The sequence below is a fragment of the Parabacteroides sp. AM17-47 genome (genome assembly GCF_003434625.1).
GTDB lineage: Bacteria > Bacteroidota > Bacteroidia > Bacteroidales > Tannerellaceae > Parabacteroides > Parabacteroides distasonis.
Genome location: NZ_QTLI01000019.1, coordinates 14,136 through 33,608 on the forward strand (window position 1 = coordinate 14,136; position 19,473 = coordinate 33,608).

Sequence of the window (19,473 nt, forward strand, 5' to 3'; positions counted from 1 at the left end):
ACTATTCCAAACTTTTTCCATAAATTTGTAAATGTTTTTTTATTAAGGACTTACCTCGATCGCACGGTTTCAGCGGACTGGCGAGAAAGGTGATTCATAAATTAAAAACGAATAAGGATCGGGGGTGAGTGGTGTCAGTCCCGATTCTTTTTTTGTGATCAAGTATTTGTCATAGGCAATTCCAATGTTTAAGGTTATACATCTATTATTTTGTTATTTGCTTCTCGCCGATATCAGAATATCTTTTCCGTCTTTCATGAAAGTGAATTGTTTCTCCGAGTTAATAATATCCAACACCTCTTGTATACCTTGATCCAAAGAGAAGGTTCCCGTGTAGCGGATGTTCCGCAGACTGTCATGCGCCAAGCGGATATTTACCCCATAGTAATTCTCCAGACGTTTTACGATAGAGACTAAGGTCTCATCCTTGAAACGATATTTCCCTCCTACCCAAGCGTTCGAGATCGAGGCATCTGTCTCTGACAAGAAAATAGAGCCGGTCCGGTTATCCGACCGGGCTTGTTGATTCGGCTTTAGCTTCATGCTACTCATTTTCCGTCCTTGAGCGTCAAAAGATTCCAACAGGATACTACCACTTAATAAGGTGGTGACGCTAAAGCGATCATCGTTGAAAGCCTGTATATTGAATGAGGTTCCGAGTACCGTGATTTGTTGGTTCTTTAGTTTTACGATGAAAGGTTTCGAATGATTCTTCGCAACCTCGAAATAGGCCTCACCCTCCAGATGAACCACACGCTCATCTCCATTAAAAGAGGTGGGGTATTTAAAACGGGTGGAGGCATTGAGTATGATCTTACTGCCGTCGGATAGCAATAGCGTGTTCGCACGTCCGCCTTTTTCCACTACGATCTCGTTATATTCCATATCGCCGGCATATAAACGATTGCTTATCCATTGATTCATACCCACACCTACTCCCATAGCGATTACGATAATCGCCGCATATCTCAAGAATGAAAGCCAGAACTGTTTGCCAAGGACCTTGGATTTCACAGATACGCCAGAGATCGCATCCAGCTTTCCAGCCATTCGCTCCCAACTACGCTCCACGGAATAATGGTTCAAGAACGCCACTTCTTTCCGAGTGTCAAAAAGCCCCTTAAGCTCAAAGAAGTGGGCTTTATTAGCGTCACTCTCATGAATCCAAGCATCCAACACCCGAAGTTCATCCTCTTGAATCTCGTTCTGCAAATAGCGTATGATCAGTTCTTCTATCGAATTATTAGATTCCATTTTCTGTTTCATTTATAATATATACGACCGGTTTCCTCTTTTTACTTACGTATTCTACCGTATTTTCATCTAAAAAATAAAACCAGTGCCAGAAGTGCCAACACATTCCGTATGATCTTCAATCCTTTATAGAGTTGCGCCTCTACCGTACGTTGAGAGATATTTAGCATTCCTGCGATCTCCACTGATTTCTTCCCGTCCACATAAGCCAACGTAAAAACCTCTCGGCATCTGTCCGGTAACTTGGCTATTTCCCGGTAAACGGAGTCCAGACGCTCTTTCTCCAGCTCCGCCGCATCCGACTGATTATAATAACCTATCTCCTCTATCTTTAGTCTACGAGCAACCTCATCCGCATAAGTCATTTCTATTGATTTATGCTTTAGGTAATCGAGGCAAGCATTTTGAACGGAACGGAATAGGTATGTCTTCAAGCCTTCTTCCACGGAATAAATCTCTTTCTTTTGCCAGATCTTGATGAATATATCATGCACTAAATCTTCCGCCGTATCGCTATCCACATATTTCGAGGCATAAAAGATCAGTCTGGGGGCATTCTCCAGATATAATAATTTAAATTTATCTAACTCATGGTTCTTAATAATATAGTCTTTCATGCTCAATGTGGACATTTCTTGTATTATATTAGACAATTCAAGGCTTCTCCTTTATCTATATACGATCATAGAAACAGATCTACTTACGCCCACACGAAAAAAATAACACAAAAACAAAAAGCCCTATCCGAACTTAATCAGATAGGGCTTTCAGATTATTCTATCGCTAGATATTATCTCAACGGGATATATTGTACAAACGCCTCGATCGCCTCATAAGAAGCCAAACCTAATTGACGATACAACTCCGCGGTAGCACGGTTGCGATCTTCGGCACGCTGCCAGAACAAACGCTCGTCGTCACCCAGATACGGAGCGCTCTCGGCCTGCGATTGATGCTTCAAGATAGCGTTACGTTTGAAGCGCAACTCCTCCGGACTGATAGGTACGGCCATCTCGATATGGTCCATTTCCCATTCTGCCCATGCGCCGCGATACATCCATACACGGCAGTTCTTCATCCATTCCTCGTCTTTCACCTCGTCGATAGCGGCCAGTACGGCATCCAGACAAACCTTGTGAGTTCCGTGCGGGTCAGCCAAGTCACCGGCGACAAACATTTGATCCGGCTTGATCTCGAGCAACAGCGCCTTTACGATATCCTTGTCGGCCTCACTCAAATCATTCTTTTTCACTAATCCGGTCTCGTAGAACGGAAGATCCAAGAAATGAACATGATCGTCCTTCACGCCCGAGTAGCGGCAACCGTGACGGGCTTCCTCACGACGGATCGTTCCTTTCATAAAGAGGACATCCTTTCTCTCCGGCTCGCCGTTCTCCACCTTCTCGTAACGCAGGTAGTTGATGATCTCGTTCGCTTTATCCTTCACGGCCGAGTCGGGAGAGTATTTCTCACATACATCACGCAAATACTCGCAATAACGGATTACCTCCTCGTCGCCTACGGCAATATTACCGGAAGTCTCGTAAGCCACATGCACATCATGATGTTGGTCGCACAAACGGCGCAAGGTACCGCCCATGGAGATCACGTCATCATCCGGGTGCGGACTGAATACGATCACTTTCTTCGGATACGGGTTAGCACGCTCCGGACGATTGGAATCGTCGGCGTTCGGTTTACCACCCGGCCATCCGGTAATCGTATGCTGGATATCATTGAATATCTTGATATTTACATTATACGCCGAACCATACAGGGCTAACAACTCACCCAATCCGTGCTCGCTATAATCCTTGTTTGTCAATTTCAAGATCGGTTTGTCCGTCAACTGACACAACCAAACGATCGCACGGCGGATCAACTTATTATCCCACTCGCAGCTAGTCACCAACCAAGGATGACTGATACGAGTCAAGTCGTAAGCGGCTGAAAGATCGATCACGACCTTGGCGTTCGGATGATTCTGCAAATAGCTGGAAGGAACGGCATCGCTAACCTTGCCTTCAACGGTCTTAGCGACAATGCTAGCCTTATCCTCGCCCCAAGCCATCAAGATCACGCTGCGGGCGTTCATCATCGTAGAGATACCCATCGTGATGATACCTGCCGGGACATTCTCCTGCGAAGGGAACGTACGGGCAGCCTCCTTGCGGGAAGCGCCTTCCAACAAGACCATACGGGTACGCGAGCTGATCGTCGTTCCACCCACGTTGAACATGATATTGCTGGAGTTACCGATACCTAGCAACATGCAATCGATACCTCCCACGGATTGGATCGTCTCCTCATACTGGCGACAGAAATCTAGGATAGCGTCTTTCGGCATGCTTCCGTCCGGGCAATAGATATTCGCAGGATCGATATCGACCTGATCGAATAACTCCTCTTTTAGGCGAGCCAGATTTCCGGCGCTGGGATTAGCCAATGGATAGAACTCATATTCCACGAAAGCAATCACGTTGCGGAAACTTAAATTCTCCTCTTTATGCATACGGATCAACTCCTTGTAAACGCTTAGCGGAGAACGTCCGCCGGGTAAAGCGATCACGAAGGGCTTACCAATATCTTGTTTTTTACGGATTTGTGTTGCTATCTCTTTAGCGATAGCGAAAGAACCTTCCTCGGCCGATTCGTAAATGTTTGTCGGAATCTTTTCCAAACGAGTTAAAACTGAATGCTCGAAAGCATTTTCCGGGCGATAATACCGCAACGGTATACGCGTCAGAGTAATTTGAGAACTAAGGTTCGTTTTCATGTTTAATTATTGATTTAGTATTACAATCTTACTTGAATCACAAATATATGAAATAAGTACTGATTTCGCCATACGTTGATAGAACAAATTTATTAGCCGAAAGGTTTGATCTATATCGCCTAAAAATAAAAAAGAACCGTCCCGGCCAGCCAAGACAGTCCCTTCCTTATATTATTAACGAGCTTAGACCAATGTATTTGTCTCCGGAACTAAGTTTCCCATGCTCCATACCGCACGCACATTCAACTTACGATCCAAGATCACGATATCCGCGTCCTTCCCTCTTTGCAAGGTTCCGGTGCGATCGCTTACCCCCATCAGGCGGGCCGGAGTCTCGGAAGCCATACGGACAGCGTCGGCCAAAGGAATATCGGCCTTCTGCACCATCGTACGTACCAGTACGTCCATCGTGGCGATACTTCCCACCAATGAGGAATGATCCGCCAACTTGCATACGCCATCCTCAATGATAATGCGGGGATCGGATAACGGCTTACCCTCGTTGGCTGCGCAAGAAAGAGCATCCGTAACCAAGCAAGTACGTTCCACTCCTTTCAGCTTATAGACCAATCGGAGAATCGTAGAGGGTAAATGACGCCCGTCAGCGATCACCTCTACCGTCATATCGTCCATCAAGAAAACACTTTCCACCGTTCCCTCGTACTTATATTCACGACGCTTATGGAAACCGGGCATAGCGTTATAGAAATGAGCCGCATGCGTGAAACCGGCATTGTAAGCGGTCTTAATATCATCAAACTCCGCTTCCGTATGCGAGATAGCGGATAGGATTCCCCTCGACTTCAAGTATTGGGCGAACTCAAGCGCACCCGGTATCTCCGGGCTGGAATCCCAACGCTTGATGCAATCCGTACGTTCCAATATCTCTTTATACTCTTTCGGGTCGGCGGGATTCTCCTTATCGATAAATAAACTCGCCGCCATCTTCGGATTCAAATACGGTCCCTCAATGTGCAATCCTAAGATAGGACCGTCTTTTTTCCTCATCATCTCCTCGCATACAGTTACCGCCTTATCGATCACCCCGATTTCTGGAGCCAACACGGTAGGGAATATCGTCGTGGCCCCATGTTTCTGATGAGCAGCTACCGCACCGTGGAAAGCCTCTTCCGTACATTCGGAGAAGTCGAAGCCCCCACCGCCATGGATATTCATCGCCACGAAACCGGGGACGATAGACATTCCTTTCGCGTCCACCACCTTGGCGCCAATCACCGCTAAATCGCTATTTGTAACCTCTAAGATCTTCCCGTCGCTAATCAATACGGAACCATCCTTCATCCATCCTTGCGGCGTAAGGATATGGCCATTTATAATTTGTGTCAACATAATCGTTCTTGTTTAGAATAGTTTATTCGTACCTTCAACCAACTTACCCATCGCCCAAACCGCACGGACATTCAAGTCACGGTCCAACAAGACGATATCGGCGTCTTTGCCCCGCTGCAAGGTTCCCTTGCGATCGGATACGCCCATGATACGGGCGGGAGTCTCCGAGGCCATACGCACGGCATCCTCCAAGGGAATCTCGGCCTTTTGCACCATCGTACGGATCAAGCGGTCCATCGTGGCGACACTACCCGCCAAGGCCGAGCGGTCGGCCAACTTACACACGCCATCCTCGATGATGACACGGGGATCGAAAGCGACTTGGCTATCACTGGCGGCGCAAGCCAAGGCATCCGTGATCAGACAAGTGCGTTCCACACCTTTTATCTTATAGACCAGACGAAGGATCGTAGGCGGCACATGGATACCATCCGCAACGACCTCGACGGTCATATCATCGAGCAAATAGATACTTTCCACCGTTCCCTCATACTTATACTCGCGGCGTTTATGGAAACCCGGCATGGCGTTATAGAAATGGGTGGCGTGGGTATAACCTACCTCATAAGCGGTCAAGATATCCTCAAACTCGGCTTGGGTATGCCCTACCGAGGCGAGTACGCCTTTCGAGGTGATATATTTACCGAACTGCATCGCTCCCGGAAGTTCCGGAGCGGCGTCCCAGCGCTTGATGCAATGCGTTTCCTCCAACAGAGGGATATATTCCTCGGGATCGGGATTCTTGATATTCTCAGGGATTTGTCCACCAGCCATTTTCATATTGAAATAATGTCCTTCTAAGTGAAGCCCCAGAACCGGACTATCTTTCTCAGCCATCAGTTTCTCGGTGGTCTCGGCGGCGGCACGGATCATCGGGATGGTAGAAGAGGATAAGGTGGGGAAGATACTGGTCGTACCGTGTTTCATGTGCGTGGCTACCGCCGCACGGAAAGCTTCCTCGGTACCTTCCATAAAATCACGGCCTCCACCTCCGTGCACGTGAATTTCCACGCCACCGGGGACGATATACATACCTTTGGCGTCTATCAAGGTTGCCCCTACTACCGCTAAGTCGCAGTTTGTCACTTCTAAAATCTTACTGTCGCTTATCAGTACCGAGCCGTCTTTCAGCCAGCCTTGCGGGGTAAGAATCTTTCCATTAATGATCTGTGTTAACATGATATGTGCTTTAAGCTTTCGCGTTTTTTTGGATAGCAAAGTTAAGGACTTTCTTTTTAAAACGAGTAAGCTATTAAAGGTTATTTTCAAGGAATAATCAAAATGACACTTTGTAATCCGAACCTCCGGAGAACCGAATATTCCGGGCCTAAGTACTGCTCGCCTCCAAATCCGAAAGAAAATTTCAGCAAACAACTAATAGCCAACTCTATACCCAAAAATAGCCTTTTATTCTAGCGAAATCAATTCATCCTAATTCATATCAAAAGGAAAGATTGGTATCATTTATAGGGTTACAATAGGGTTCTAGCAGGGTAAGAATGCCTATTCACAAGTAGTCATAACCCTATTCTTGAGTAGTCACGATGCCCAACGGCGGCATACGCATCGGCCGATGGCAGTACTGGCGTAGTCCAACGCAGCCTATCACGCATGAGAAAAGGGATATTCTCCCCTTTAAAAGCCAGCTCTCGTACTCTCCCTTCCGCTATTTTGCGTCATCAATAACAAGCGCTTGTCACGAAAACAGGAGTATTTGGATCAAAAAGATCAGATAAGCAGCCTTTCACTGACTAGCAGCCTTTTCATGAATCCTGCGTATTCAGCTCTTCCAACTCCATTGTCCGTTCGGTCCATAGATCCATCGCATCGGAAAGTTCTTTTTTTAGGGCAGAATATTCACCGTAGAGAGAAGCGTCGGAGGCACCTTCCGGCGTAGCCAGCTTCGCCTCGATAACGGCAATGCCATTCTCAAGCTCCGAGATACGGGCCTCGGCCTCGGCAACTACTTTCTCCGCTTTCTTAATCGCTTTACTCAGTTCCTTCCTTGCCTCATAGGAGAGCTTGTTTTGAGATACCTGAGCCTCACCGGTACCGGATGTGGAAGTGCTCGTCCCGGTAGAACGTTCCAATTCACGCAAGCTATCCATTTTCTTATGCTCCAAGAAATTATAGATGCCGCCTAAGTGCTCGACGACTTTCTGGTTACCGAACTCATAGACCTTATCGACTAGGCCATCCAAGAACTCACGGTCGTGGGAAACCAGAATCACCGTGCCGTCGAACTCCCTCAAGGCGTCTTTCAGCACGTCTTTCGAACGCATATCCAAGTGGTTCGTCGGCTCATCGAGAATTAGCAGGTTGACCGGCTCCAATAACAAGCGGATCATCGCCAAACGGGTACGCTCGCCACCCGACAGGACTTTCACCTTCTTATCGGAAGCCTCGCCGCCAAACATGAAAGCGCCTAGGATATCCCGTATCTTCAAGCGGATATCTCCTTGGGCTACGTAATCGATCGTATCAAAAACGGTAAGATTCTCGTTCAATAGCTGCGCTTGGTTCTGGGCGAAGTAACCGATCTTCACGTTATGACCTAATTGGAGCTTTCCGGTGAAATCGGCAATCTCTCCCATGATACATTTCACCAAGGTAGATTTACCCTCGCCGTTCTTTCCGACGAAAGCTACTTTATCGCCCCGATTGATCGTCAAGGTCACATGGTCGAAGATCAGATGATCGCCATAACGCTTCGCCACCTCCTCACAGATCACCGGATAGGAACCGGAACGGGGAGCGGGCGGGAATTTCAGCCGCAGCATGGCTGTATCCACATCGTCTACCTCGATACGTTCCACCTTCTCCAATTGCTTGATGCGGGATTGTACCTGTACGGACTTCGTGGCTTTATAACGAAAACGCTCGATAAACGCCTCGGTATCGGCCAATTTCTTTTGTTGGTTCTCATAAGCGCGCTGCTGCTGCTCACGGCGTTCTTGGCGAAGTACGACGTACTCCGAATATTTCACTTTATAATCGTAGACCTTGCCTAATTCGATCTCCAAGGTGCGGAAAGTCGTATTATCAATAAAGGCACGGTCGTGCGAGACTAAGATCACGGCGTTGGCACGGGTAGCGATAAAGTTCTCCAGCCATTGGATGGATTCTATATCCAGATGATTCGTCGGCTCGTCCAGCAACAACACGTCCGGTTGCCGGAGTAAGAGCTTTGCCAGCTCGATACGCATACGCCAGCCTCCGCTGAACTCAGACGTCGGGCGGTCGAAATCGCTACGGCTAAAGCCTAATCCGACCAATGTACGCTCCAACTCCGCATGGTAGTTGTTTCCTCCCATCATCTGGAAATGCTCGGATAGGTACGTGACACGATCGATCAGCTTTTGATAGCTCTCGGAGTCATAATCCGTACGCTCCGCCAATTGAGTATTCAAGCGGTTGATCTCCTCCTCCATCTCATGGATATGCTCGAAAGCGCATTCCGCCTCCTCCCGCACCGTACGGGTATCAACTAATTGCATGTGCTGGGGCAAATACCCGATAGTAACATCTTTCGGTACGCTAACAGTTCCGGAAGTGGGTGATTGCAAACCGGCGAATATCTTCAACATCGTCGATTTACCCGCACCGTTCTTGCCCACCAAGGCGATACGGTCCTTCTTGTTTACCACAAATGAAATGTCATCAAAAAGCGTAAAACCGCCAAACTCAACTGTTAGTCCTTCAACCGAAATCATACTGTCTCTTTAATTTATGACCGCAAAGATACAACAGTTCAAGGTTTACTCACAAACTTTTCAATTAATATCAGCACATCCTTATGCAACGGAAGGGCGGGATCGGTATAGGTAGCCATTTGCCTCTGCTGGTCCATCGTATCGCAGGTCTTCATCAGATGGTTCATATTTCCAATCAAATGATAATCCGCCGAAGGCTGGGCTTGCTTCAACAGTTCGGCATCTTTTACGGATACTTGCATATCCTTATCCCCTTGTAAAATCAACACCGGCACTTTTAATTTTTTGATGATTTCTTGCGGATTATACGTATACCATGAGATCATATAAGGCTGTACCGACGAACGGAACAAGGATTGTAAGCCGATCGGCACGTCCGGTACGAGCTTCCCTTCCTTCAAGGACGCATTTATCGACTTTACCATGTCCCGGATCACTTCCGGCTGACCCGCCATTTGCTCCTCCACGATCTCATAGGCTGGACGCCCCGCACCTGCCACCGAAATGTATCCTTTCACTTTCGGGTTATCCACCGAAGCCGCCATACCGACTAACGCTCCCTCGCTATGCCCCAACACATAGATTCCGGAAATACGTTTATCCCGGCTCAAATAATCGATCCAGCCTCGTGCGTCCTTGATCCCGTCCTCGAAACGCATGGAATACTCATCCTTTCCCGCTGAGGCGCTGGAGGCGATACCCCGTTTATCATACCGCAAGGAAGCGATACCTTTTCCCGCTAGCCCTTCCGCCAAGTATTTAAGGGAGTTATTCTTACCCGGCAAGGCGGCGGAGTTCCCATCCATATCCGTAGGGCCGGAACCGGGTATAATCAATACCACAGGATAACCGGACTCCTGATTGGGAGTTACCATCTTCCCTTTTAATGCCCCGGTAGACGTATTTAGCACCACCGAACGCTCGTTCAACCGTACAGGCAACTGCGGCAAACAAGACAAGGATACGAGAAGAAAGCAGGCAAAAACTATCAGTTTCTTTTTCATAACGGAATCAATTTATATACTTAAGCACATGAGACATACAATCTCAATATTCGCCAAATGTAACTAAAAAAGGGGAGAACCTCTCGGCCTTCCCCCCCTTTTTATCTAACATCTCATAGGAAACTAATACCCCGGATTCTGTTTCAAGTTTGGATTCTTATCCATGCTTGTTTGAGGAATCGGCAAGTAACGGTTACGAGAAGAGAACTGACGAGTCTCAATAACAGCCGTACCCGTGATTTCCGCACGTTTAGTAGGCTCAGACTCCCCATAATTAATCGTTCCTGTAACACGTAACAAATCACCATTCAGGACTTTCTCGGCAAGCATCTTTCCATCTTCCTGCCAACGGACGATGTCCGCACGACGCAAGCCTTCGCCGGCCAACTCTACCGTACGCTCACGACGGATCAATTCACGAAGTTTCTCCTTCGTCCCATATTTAGCCTTATCCACTTCCCGCATTCCTACACGCTGACGGATCTGATTCAAATAACCATAGATCTCATCAGAAGGACCGCTCAACTCATTCGCAGCCTCCGCATACGTCAATAGGACCTCCGCATAACGGAATACGATCGGACAAGCTCCCGAGCTCCAAACATCTCCATATTGATCCATCGGATCCAAGTATTTCGCCCAAGTCAAAGCACTCTTGGAAGCATTATCTGTATAAGTCGGGAAGTTCTTGTTGACAGTACCATCTTGAAATTTCTCGTCCAAAGTATTCAAGATATCACCTCTCCAGTCACGTCCCGGATATAAAATGGTCATGGCCATACGAGGGTCGCGATTCGCGAACGGATGCTTTGCGTCATAAGTCTTCGACTCTTCTTTCGTCAATCCATCAGACATTTCATACATATCCACCAAATTCTGGGTCGGGACGATAGAAGACCAGCCTTGGTCTACATTATTGTACATTTGCCCGATGGTTCCCAATCCGTCCAACGTCTCAATATTCTGATCCGCTAGGATTATCTCTTTAGAATCCACTCCCGATACCTTAAAAAGATTCGTATAATCCGGATCCAACTCATACTGCTTCAAATCAATGATTGCCTTAGCTGCGTCTTTTGCCTTTTGCCAATCACCATAATACAAAGCCTCACGCATCTTGATAGCTAAAACAGCACCTTTAGCGATATAGCCACGAGCCTCCGGAGCCTCTGCGATCCCTGCTAAGGCCTCGTCTAAATCCTTAGCTATATAATCGCGCACCTCTTGTTCCGTATTGCGTTCCACTTTAGCCTCGTCCGCACTTGAATAAGAACTAATAATAGGTACACCACCATACCACCAATTCATCAAGAAATACTTATAAGCACGGATCGCTTTAGCTTGAGCCACATAATTAGCTTTTACAGCGTCACTAGAAAACGTCACCTTGTCTACATTCTCCAAGAATGTATTCGCCTTACGAATCGACTTGTAATCATAAAGGATCTGCCCAGGATTAGAACTAGACAATGACCCATCCCCCCACGGGCGGAATCCTTCCCAAGGGAAATTATTATAGCCTATATCTGAGCCACAATCCAGATAAAGCAACGTATTTCCATCTAGCAAATCCTTATAACAGCCTACTATGAAGCCCTTCGCATCCGCCTCTGTCTGCCATGTGGTAGAAGGAGCCAACTGATCCTTAGGCACCGTATCCAGAAAATCTGAACACGAAGTAGATAACGCAGCCATACCAGCCGCCAACATATATATTGATAATCGTTTCATAAAATCTTCTATTTAAATGGTCTTAACTAATTAGAATGTCACATTTACGCCAAAAGAATTTGTCATCACTAATGGGTAGCTAGACAAACGGGAACTAACAGTCTCCGGGTCTACGTTCAATGGCATAGAATCTATCGTAAACAAATTCTCCGCAGAATAATAAACACGTACATTCGACAAACCGATAGCGTTCAGCACACTCTTTGGAAGCGTATATCCTAATTGCAATGTCTTCAGACGCAGGTAACTGGTATTAATTACCCAGAAATCAGACATCACGTTAGAAGCCTCACTCGGAGATTTTCTAGACTCCGCTACACGCGGCATACTTGCATTGGTATTTTCCGGTGTCCAGCTATCCAGCCATGCAGTAGAAGGATGTCCGGCACTACCCGAGAACTCACCAAACGCTTCTTTCGTAAACGCACGGCCTACATTAGCCGCACCGGTGAAGTTCAAAGTCAAGTCAAATGCTTTATAGCCTACATTCAAGTTCAAACCAAATGTAACAACTGGATTGATAGTCTTAGACAATACACGGTCATCCGCATCCAGCTTTCCATCTCCATTCGTATCTACATAACGTAAATCACCGGCTTGGAAATCCTGTCCGAACGGGTAGCCGTCTTTTCCTTTATAGGTATCCATCCATTGCTGTGCCTCTGCGTCAGATTGGAAAAAGCCATCAGCCTTATATACATAGTAAGAATCGATTGGCTTTCCAACAAAACGCCACAAATCACCGTCATCAGGATTTGTCATACGGTCTACACCTCCTAAATCCTCGATCTTGTTCTTATTATAGGCCATATTTCCCATCACATTCAATGACCAGTCATTCCACTTATTGTTATAACCTAGCTGTACCTCGACACCTCGGTTACGCATAGAACCCACGTTATCGAAATAAGGATCCAAGCCAAACTCAGTCGGGACCGGTACCTCCATGATGATATCCGTAGTCTTGCGATCATAGTAATCAAACGTGAAAGTCACATGATTAATAACCGCATCCAAGCCAATACCCCAAGTCGTAGATTTCTCCCATGACAAATCCTCGATACGATAGGCTTTCTGATAATATCCCGTCGTCAAGTTGCCTCCCATAGGATAATTACCATCCAAATTATAAGTCTGCATCCAAGGATAATATTGATTCTCCCAAGGATTCGATTTATTTAAGGCGTCTTGATTACCTAACATACCCCAAGAAGCACGAATCTTCAAACTGCTCAACCAATCATGCGTACTTTCCATAAACTCCTCCTCGCTGATACGCCAAGCACCGGAGAAAGAAGGGAAATATCCCCAACGATGTCCCGGAGCAAAACGAGAGGAAGCATCCGCACGGAAGTTTGCCTCTAATAAATATTTTCCCGCAAAATCATAATTAATACGCCCAAAATAGGAAAGCATGGCAAGCTCTCGGCTCAAACCATCATTTGTTTGTGTAGAAGCCCCACCGGCATCCATATCATTCAGGCTATTACTCGGGAAATTATTCCTCTGCATCTGATTCTTGCTAACCTCATACTTCTCCGCATGATAACCTACCATCACTTTCAAGCCATGCTGACCAAAGTTCTTGCTGTAATTCAGCAAAGCATCGAAATTATAACGTTTCCAATTCACGAAACGTTCAACCAAGGAAGTGGTACGAGACGCAGATGCCGGATCATCCGGTATGCTCAGGACTCGCTCCGTATGACGTTGGTCCTCGTTCACGTAGGCACCCGTCACAGTAGCCTTCAACCCATCAATAATATCATAATCAACAGAAAGTGCCCCCGTAAAATTCTGGTTACAATTATCCACCGTCTGCCCGGAATCCAACCATGCGATAGGGTTACCATCGTTAGTTTGTCCGTATTTGCCATCCTTATCCTTGACTGGGATCATCGGGCTAATAATATTCAATTGACGGATAATCTGGTCGGAAGAACCACCATAATAGCTAGCATTCGGATCCGAGAAGTCATTCTTAATAAAAGACATGTTCATCCGAACAGCCAGTTTCTTCGTCAACTGCATATCCAGATTCGTACGTCCGTTAAACTGTTTACGATCTGAGTTAGGAAGGATACCCGTCTGCCCTAAATATCCGGCCGAAGCCATATACTTCACGTTCTCCGCACCTCCTGTAATACTAACATTGTGCTTATGCAACAAACCTGTCCGATAAGCCTCATCATTCCAGTCCGTATTAGGATGTCCGTAAGGATCAGAGCCATCCTCAAACATCCGGATGTCCTCGTCACTATAACGTCCCGGCTCGAAACGATTCCACAAACGTGCGTAATCGGCTGAGCTGACACGATCAATCATGGAAGTAGCTTTCGAGGCACCCACATATCCGTTATAAGAAATACGAGGAGCACCCGTCTTACCACGTTTTGTCGTGATCAAGATAACACCATTAGAAGCCTTCGAACCGTAAATAGCGGCGGAAGAAGCGTCTTTCAATACAGAAATACTCTCAATATCATTCGGATCGATATCATTCATGGAGCCACTCTCGATACCATCGATCAAGATATATGGGCTGGCAGAGTTCAAAGTACCGACACCACGGATACGGATCGTACTACCATCCTGTCCCGGACGGCCTTGACCCGAGGTAACGGTTACACCCGGCATCATACCTTGAAGACCGGAAGACACGTTAGAGATAGGACGGCTTGTCAACTCCTTGCTATCCAATTGGGCTACCGCTCCCGACAAGTTCGCCTTCTGTTGCGTACCATAACCAACAACGATCACCTCATCTAATTTCTGGGTATCTTCCTGCAAGGACACATTGATGGAAGGCTCTCCATTATATTTGAATTCTTGAGTTAGATAACCGATAAAGGATACTTGGATCACATCCCCTTTCTTCACATCCAACACGAAATTACCATTCATGTCGGTTACAGTACCATTCGTAGTACCTTTTACAACTATTGACGCTCCAGCCACAGGGCCAAAACTGTCACTAACCGTTCCCTTCAAACTACCTTCTTGCTGGGAAATACCTACCCTCGGAGTTATCGCCGCACGATCAGAAGCATGAACCACACCCCCGGAACAAAACGCTGCAGACAATAGAACAAAACTGACAGGTCTTACAATTTTCAACATAAGAATCGTTTTTTGTTTATTAAATAGCTGTTACTATTATAAGACTTAAGGCATACTATTTTAGATCTCGTTTCTTATAATATTCACTCTTCTAAATCATTAATGTATAATTATAAATCCTCGGTTAACTACCATGAAAGCACTTCTTCATCGTTCTGGCGGAACTTATAATCATTAGACGCAGCAAATATAGCACTATTTTTAATTATAAAACAAAAAAGACTAATTTTTCGCATACGAATCTAAAACAACACCATCTAGTTATTAAAATATTTAACAAACAATCTTTCCAACCATAATCTTTTTTAGTATGGAGCTATGGACATCAAAGAGGTATATGGTTTGAAATTCAAACATAAAGTTAGTGTATATGAGTAATAAACGGAGTTCCGCCAGAACTACGTACTTAATAGAAGCTTGATTAATATTAAGGCACTTATTCCATTTATTCCTTTATAACCACTATTTATCATGAAAAAGTTGTTATCTTCGTCCCTTGTAATAACTAATTATTAAATTATGAAAAAGAAAAGCTTAACTTTATTACTAGCGACTACGGTGGCAAGTAGTATCCTATTTTCGTCCTGTATAGGATCTTTTGGTTTAACAAACAAACTTTTAACGTGGAATAGAAGCATCGACAGTAAGTTTGTTAATGAGCTAGTGTTCATTGCTTTCTGGATTGTCCCGGTTTACGAGATTTCCGCTTTGGCTGATGTCCTTGTGATCAACTCTATCGAATTTTGGAGCGGAAGTAATCCTGTAGCAGATGTAGGTAACGTTAAAACAATCGATGGTAAAGACGGCGTTTATACCGTAGAAACAAAAGTTGACGGATACCATATCCAAAAGGAAGGCGACGAGAAAGCGCTTGACTTAGTTTTCAACGAAGCAGATCAAAGCTGGAATGTAGAGGCTGACGGTGAAAGCACAAAATTGTTAAAATTCAATGGCAATGACGAAGTTGTCATGTACCTACCGGACGGAAAAGAAATGAATGTCGAGTTAAGCCAATCTGGGGTTTTAGCATTCCAGCAAGTAGCTAACGGATATTCTTACTATGCAGCTAAATAATTGAAAATTGAGAATTGAGAATTGAAAATTAGAAGTGACTCTACGTAATTTTCAATTCTCAATTCTCAATTTTCAATTCCCCAGTGCTAATCTAAATAAAATACGATGAATATGAACTCTATCAAAAAAATGATGCTTTCCGGAGCATTAGGTTGCCTTATTTCCGGAATGGCTTATGCGGACGGTTCTTCACCCCAACCCGTAAAACCTTATTGGCAAGACATTCAAGTCGTAGCCGTAAACAAGGAAAAACCCAGAAGCTCCTTCATGAGTTATGCGGACCGAGAAACCGCCCTCACCTCTCGATTTGAGAAAAGCCCGTACTATTCCCTATTAAACGGTACTTGGAAATTTTTCTTTGTCGACTCTTACAAAGATCTTCCTCAAAATATCACAGATCCTTCCGTTAATACCTCTTCATGGGATGATATAACCGTTCCCGGAAACTGGGAAGTACAAGGACATGGCGTAGCCATTTATACGAATCATGGTTACGAGTTTAAACCAAGAAATCCCCAACCTCCGTTATTGCCGGAAGCGAATCCGGTTGGCGTATACCGCAGAGACATCGAGATACCCGCAAGTTGGGATAACCGGGATATTTATTTACACATCGGCGGAGCTAAATCCGGCCTTTACGTATATTTAAACGGGAAAGAAGTGGGTTATAGCGAGGATTCCAAAAATCCCGCCGAGTTCCTGATCAATAAATACCTGCAACCCGGAAAGAATGTGCTTACATTAAAGATATTCCGTTGGAGCACCGGTTCTTATTTGGAATGTCAGGATTTCTGGAGAATGAGCGGTATCGAACGTGACGTATTCCTTTGGTCTCAACCCAAGGCCAATATTCAAGATTTCCGTGTCGTCTCAACCTTGGACGATACGTATACGAATGGAATCTTCAAACTGGCGGTAGACTTAAAGAATCATACCCAAGAAACGAAAAATTTAAATGTCGGATATGAGCTTTTGGACGCAAAAGGTAATCTTGTGACCTCCGAGGCTAATGATATATGGGTAAGTCCTGCAAGTCCTCAAACAGCATCTTTCGAGTATGATTTAAAGAACGTAGCCCCTTGGAGTGCCGAGCATCCGAATCTATACAAATTATTGATGACGATAAAAGAAGAGGGTAAGGTAATCGAGGTAGTTCCATTCAACGTTGGTTTCCGCCGGTTCGAGATGAAGCAAATTGACCAAGTAGCGGAAGACGGAAAACCTTATACGGTCTTATTGTTCAATGGGCAACCGGTTAAGTTCAAGGGTGTCAATATTCATGAGCATAACCCGGAAACCGGACATTACGTAACCGAGGAACTCATGCGTAAGGATTTCGAGCTGATGAAGCAAAACAATATCAACGCTGTCCGCCTATGCCACTATCCGCAAGACCGTAAATTCTATGAACTCTGCGACGAATACGGATTGTATGTTTACGATGAAGCGAATATCGAGTCTCACGGTATGTATTACAGCCTGAAAAAAGGCGGCACTTTGGGTAATAATCCGGAATGGCTGATCCCGCATATGGACCGTACGATGAATATGTACGAACGAAACAAGAATTATCCGAGCGTTACTTTCTGGTCACTCGGAAACGAGGCTGGAAACGGATACAACTTCTATCAAACTTATTTATATCTGAAAGACAAGGAAATAAATAGCATGAATCGTCCGGTGAACTATGAACGTGCCCTTTGGGAATGGAATACGGATATGTACGTACCTCAATACCCGAGCGCTGAATGGCTAGAGGAAATCGGGCGTAAGGGTAGTGATCGTCCGGTAGCTCCTTCGGAGTATTCACATGCGATGGGAAACTCTTCCGGCAACTTATGGGATCAATGGAAAGCTATCTATAAATACCCGAACCTGCAAGGCGGATTCATCTGGGACTGGGTGGACCAAGGTATCTTGGAAAAAGATAAGAATGGACGTGAATATTATACCTATGGTGGTGACTATGGAGTAAACGCCCCTAGTGACGGAAACTTCCTTTGCAACGGTATAGTAAACCCAGATCGTACCCCGCATCCCGCTATGGCAGAGGTTAAATACGCCCATCAAAATATCGGGTTTGAGGCGATCGATTTAGCGAACGGTTTATTCCGCGTCACGAACCGTTTTTATTTCACGAACCTAAAGAAATATATGGTCCACTATAGCGTAACAGCCAATAATAAAGTTGTACGCTCCGGTAAAGTCTCTTTGGACATAGAACCCCAAGCTTCTAAGGAATTTACGGTTCCCGTAGGCAACTTAAAGCCACAAGCCGGTACGGAATATTTCGTAAACTTCAACGTAACGACCGTAGAAAAAGAGCCGTTAATCCCTATCGGACACGAAATCGCTTGCGATCAATTCCGCTTACCGATCGAAAGCCCCAAGAAGGCGTTTAAGACCAGCGGCCCTAAATTAACGGTTTCGACAAATGGAGATAACTTATCGGCATCCTCCTCAAAGGTAAACTTCATGTTTAACAAGAAGACAGGAATCGTTACTTCTTATAAAGTGGATGGTACGGAATATTTCAGCGAGGGTTTCGGTATCCAACCGAACTTCTGGCGTGCGCCGACCGATAACGATTACGGAAACGGTATGCCAAAACGCTTGCAAGTCTGGAAGGAAAGCAGCAAGAACTTCAACGTGACAGACGCTACCGTCACTATGGATGGCAATAACGCCGTGGTTAACGTGAACTATTTATTGCCGGCAGGAAATCTATACATTGTTAATTATACGATCTATCCAAGCGGAGCTGTAAATGTGGCCGCCCGTTTCACATCCACGGATATGGATGCCGCCCAAACCGAGGTATCGGAATCTACTCGCACGGCAACTTTCACTCCGGGACGTGACGCCGCCCGTAAAGAGGCTTCCAAATTGAATGTTCCCCGTATCGGTGTTCGCTTCCGCTTACCGGCAAGCATGAATCAAGTGGAATATTTCGGACGAGGACCTGCTGAGAACTACTTGGATAGAAACGCCGGTAGTATGGTCGGCTTATATAAATCTACAGCCGAGGAATTATATTTCCCATATGTACGCCCGCAGGAAAACGGTCATCATACCGACACTCGTTGGGTATCACTTAGTACCGGCAAGAAAGGCTTGTTGATCCAAGCGGATAATACGATTGGCTTTAACGCTTTGCGTAATTCCATAGAGGATTTCGATGACGAGGAAGCGACTGGCCTATCCCGTCAATGGAGTAATTTCACACCAGAGCAAGTAGCGAATCATGATGAAGCCGCAGCAAAGAACGTATTACGTCGCCAGCATCATATCAACGATATCACGCCTCGCGACTTCGTTGAGGTTTGCGTCGACTTGAAACAACAAGGTGTAGCAGGTTATGATAGCTGGGGTTCACGTCCGGAACCAGCTTATACATTACCCGCAAACCGGGAATACAACTGGGGCTTTACCCTTATTCCGCTTAAATAAA

11 protein-coding genes are annotated in these 19,473 nt (G+C 45.6%); 2 read left to right on the top strand and 9 right to left on the bottom strand.

Annotated features, from left to right (window positions below; translation table 11 throughout):
* Positions 1–213: 213 nt before the first annotated feature.
* The 9 genes from DW205_RS15625 to DW205_RS15665 form a co-directional block, all read right to left on the bottom strand.
* On the bottom strand, positions 214–1,254 hold the full coding sequence (locus DW205_RS15625) for a FecR family protein (RefSeq protein WP_005865901.1): 1,041 nt from the start codon (positions 1,252–1,254) through the stop codon (positions 214–216).
* Positions 1,255–1,319: 65 nt separating this feature from the next.
* Entirely contained in the window at positions 1,320–1,886 is a 567-nt protein-coding gene (locus DW205_RS15630; protein ID WP_008778039.1) for an RNA polymerase sigma-70 factor, read from the bottom strand.
* Positions 1,887–2,044: 158 nt separating this feature from the next.
* A complete protein-coding gene (locus tag DW205_RS15635) occupies positions 2,045–4,030 on the bottom strand; it encodes a glucosamine-6-phosphate deaminase (protein ID WP_005865897.1) in 1,986 nt (661 codons plus the stop codon).
* A 183-nt stretch (positions 4,031–4,213) separates the two neighbouring features.
* Positions 4,214–5,380 carry an N-acetylglucosamine-6-phosphate deacetylase gene (gene nagA / locus DW205_RS15640; protein WP_005865895.1) on the bottom strand — a complete coding sequence of 389 codons (1,167 nt, stop codon included), beginning with the start codon at positions 5,378–5,380 and terminating at the stop codon, positions 4,214–4,216.
* A gap of 12 nt (positions 5,381–5,392) precedes the next feature.
* Complete coding sequence (gene nagA / locus DW205_RS15645) at positions 5,393–6,559, bottom strand: N-acetylglucosamine-6-phosphate deacetylase (protein ID WP_008778038.1); 1,167 nt, start codon at positions 6,557–6,559, stop codon at positions 5,393–5,395.
* Positions 6,560–7,143: 584 nt separating this feature from the next.
* Entirely contained in the window at positions 7,144–9,093 is a 1,950-nt protein-coding gene (locus tag DW205_RS15650; RefSeq protein ID WP_005865891.1) for an ABC-F family ATP-binding cassette domain-containing protein, read from the bottom strand.
* Between the two features lie 38 nt (positions 9,094–9,131).
* Entirely contained in the window at positions 9,132–10,097 is a 966-nt protein-coding gene (locus DW205_RS15655) for an alpha/beta hydrolase (protein WP_005865889.1), read from the bottom strand.
* 123 nt (positions 10,098–10,220) lie between these two features.
* Positions 10,221–11,828 carry a RagB/SusD family nutrient uptake outer membrane protein gene (locus tag DW205_RS15660; RefSeq protein WP_005865888.1) on the bottom strand — a complete coding sequence of 536 codons (1,608 nt, stop codon included), beginning with the start codon at positions 11,826–11,828 and terminating at the stop codon, positions 10,221–10,223.
* Positions 11,829–11,858: 30 nt separating this feature from the next.
* On the bottom strand, positions 11,859–14,948 hold the full coding sequence (locus DW205_RS15665) for a TonB-dependent receptor (RefSeq protein WP_005865885.1): 3,090 nt from the start codon (positions 14,946–14,948) through the stop codon (positions 11,859–11,861).
* 519 nt (positions 14,949–15,467) lie between these two features.
* Here DW205_RS15665 and DW205_RS15670 point away from each other — a divergent pair.
* Positions 15,468–16,022, top strand: coding sequence for a DUF3332 domain-containing protein (locus DW205_RS15670; protein WP_005865883.1), 555 nt, complete (start codon positions 15,468–15,470; stop codon positions 16,020–16,022).
* A 111-nt stretch (positions 16,023–16,133) separates the two neighbouring features.
* Positions 16,134–19,472 carry a glycoside hydrolase family 2 TIM barrel-domain containing protein gene (locus DW205_RS15675; protein WP_005865881.1) on the top strand — a complete coding sequence of 1,113 codons (3,339 nt, stop codon included), beginning with the start codon at positions 16,134–16,136 and terminating at the stop codon, positions 19,470–19,472.
* Position 19,473 lies beyond the last annotated feature (1 nt).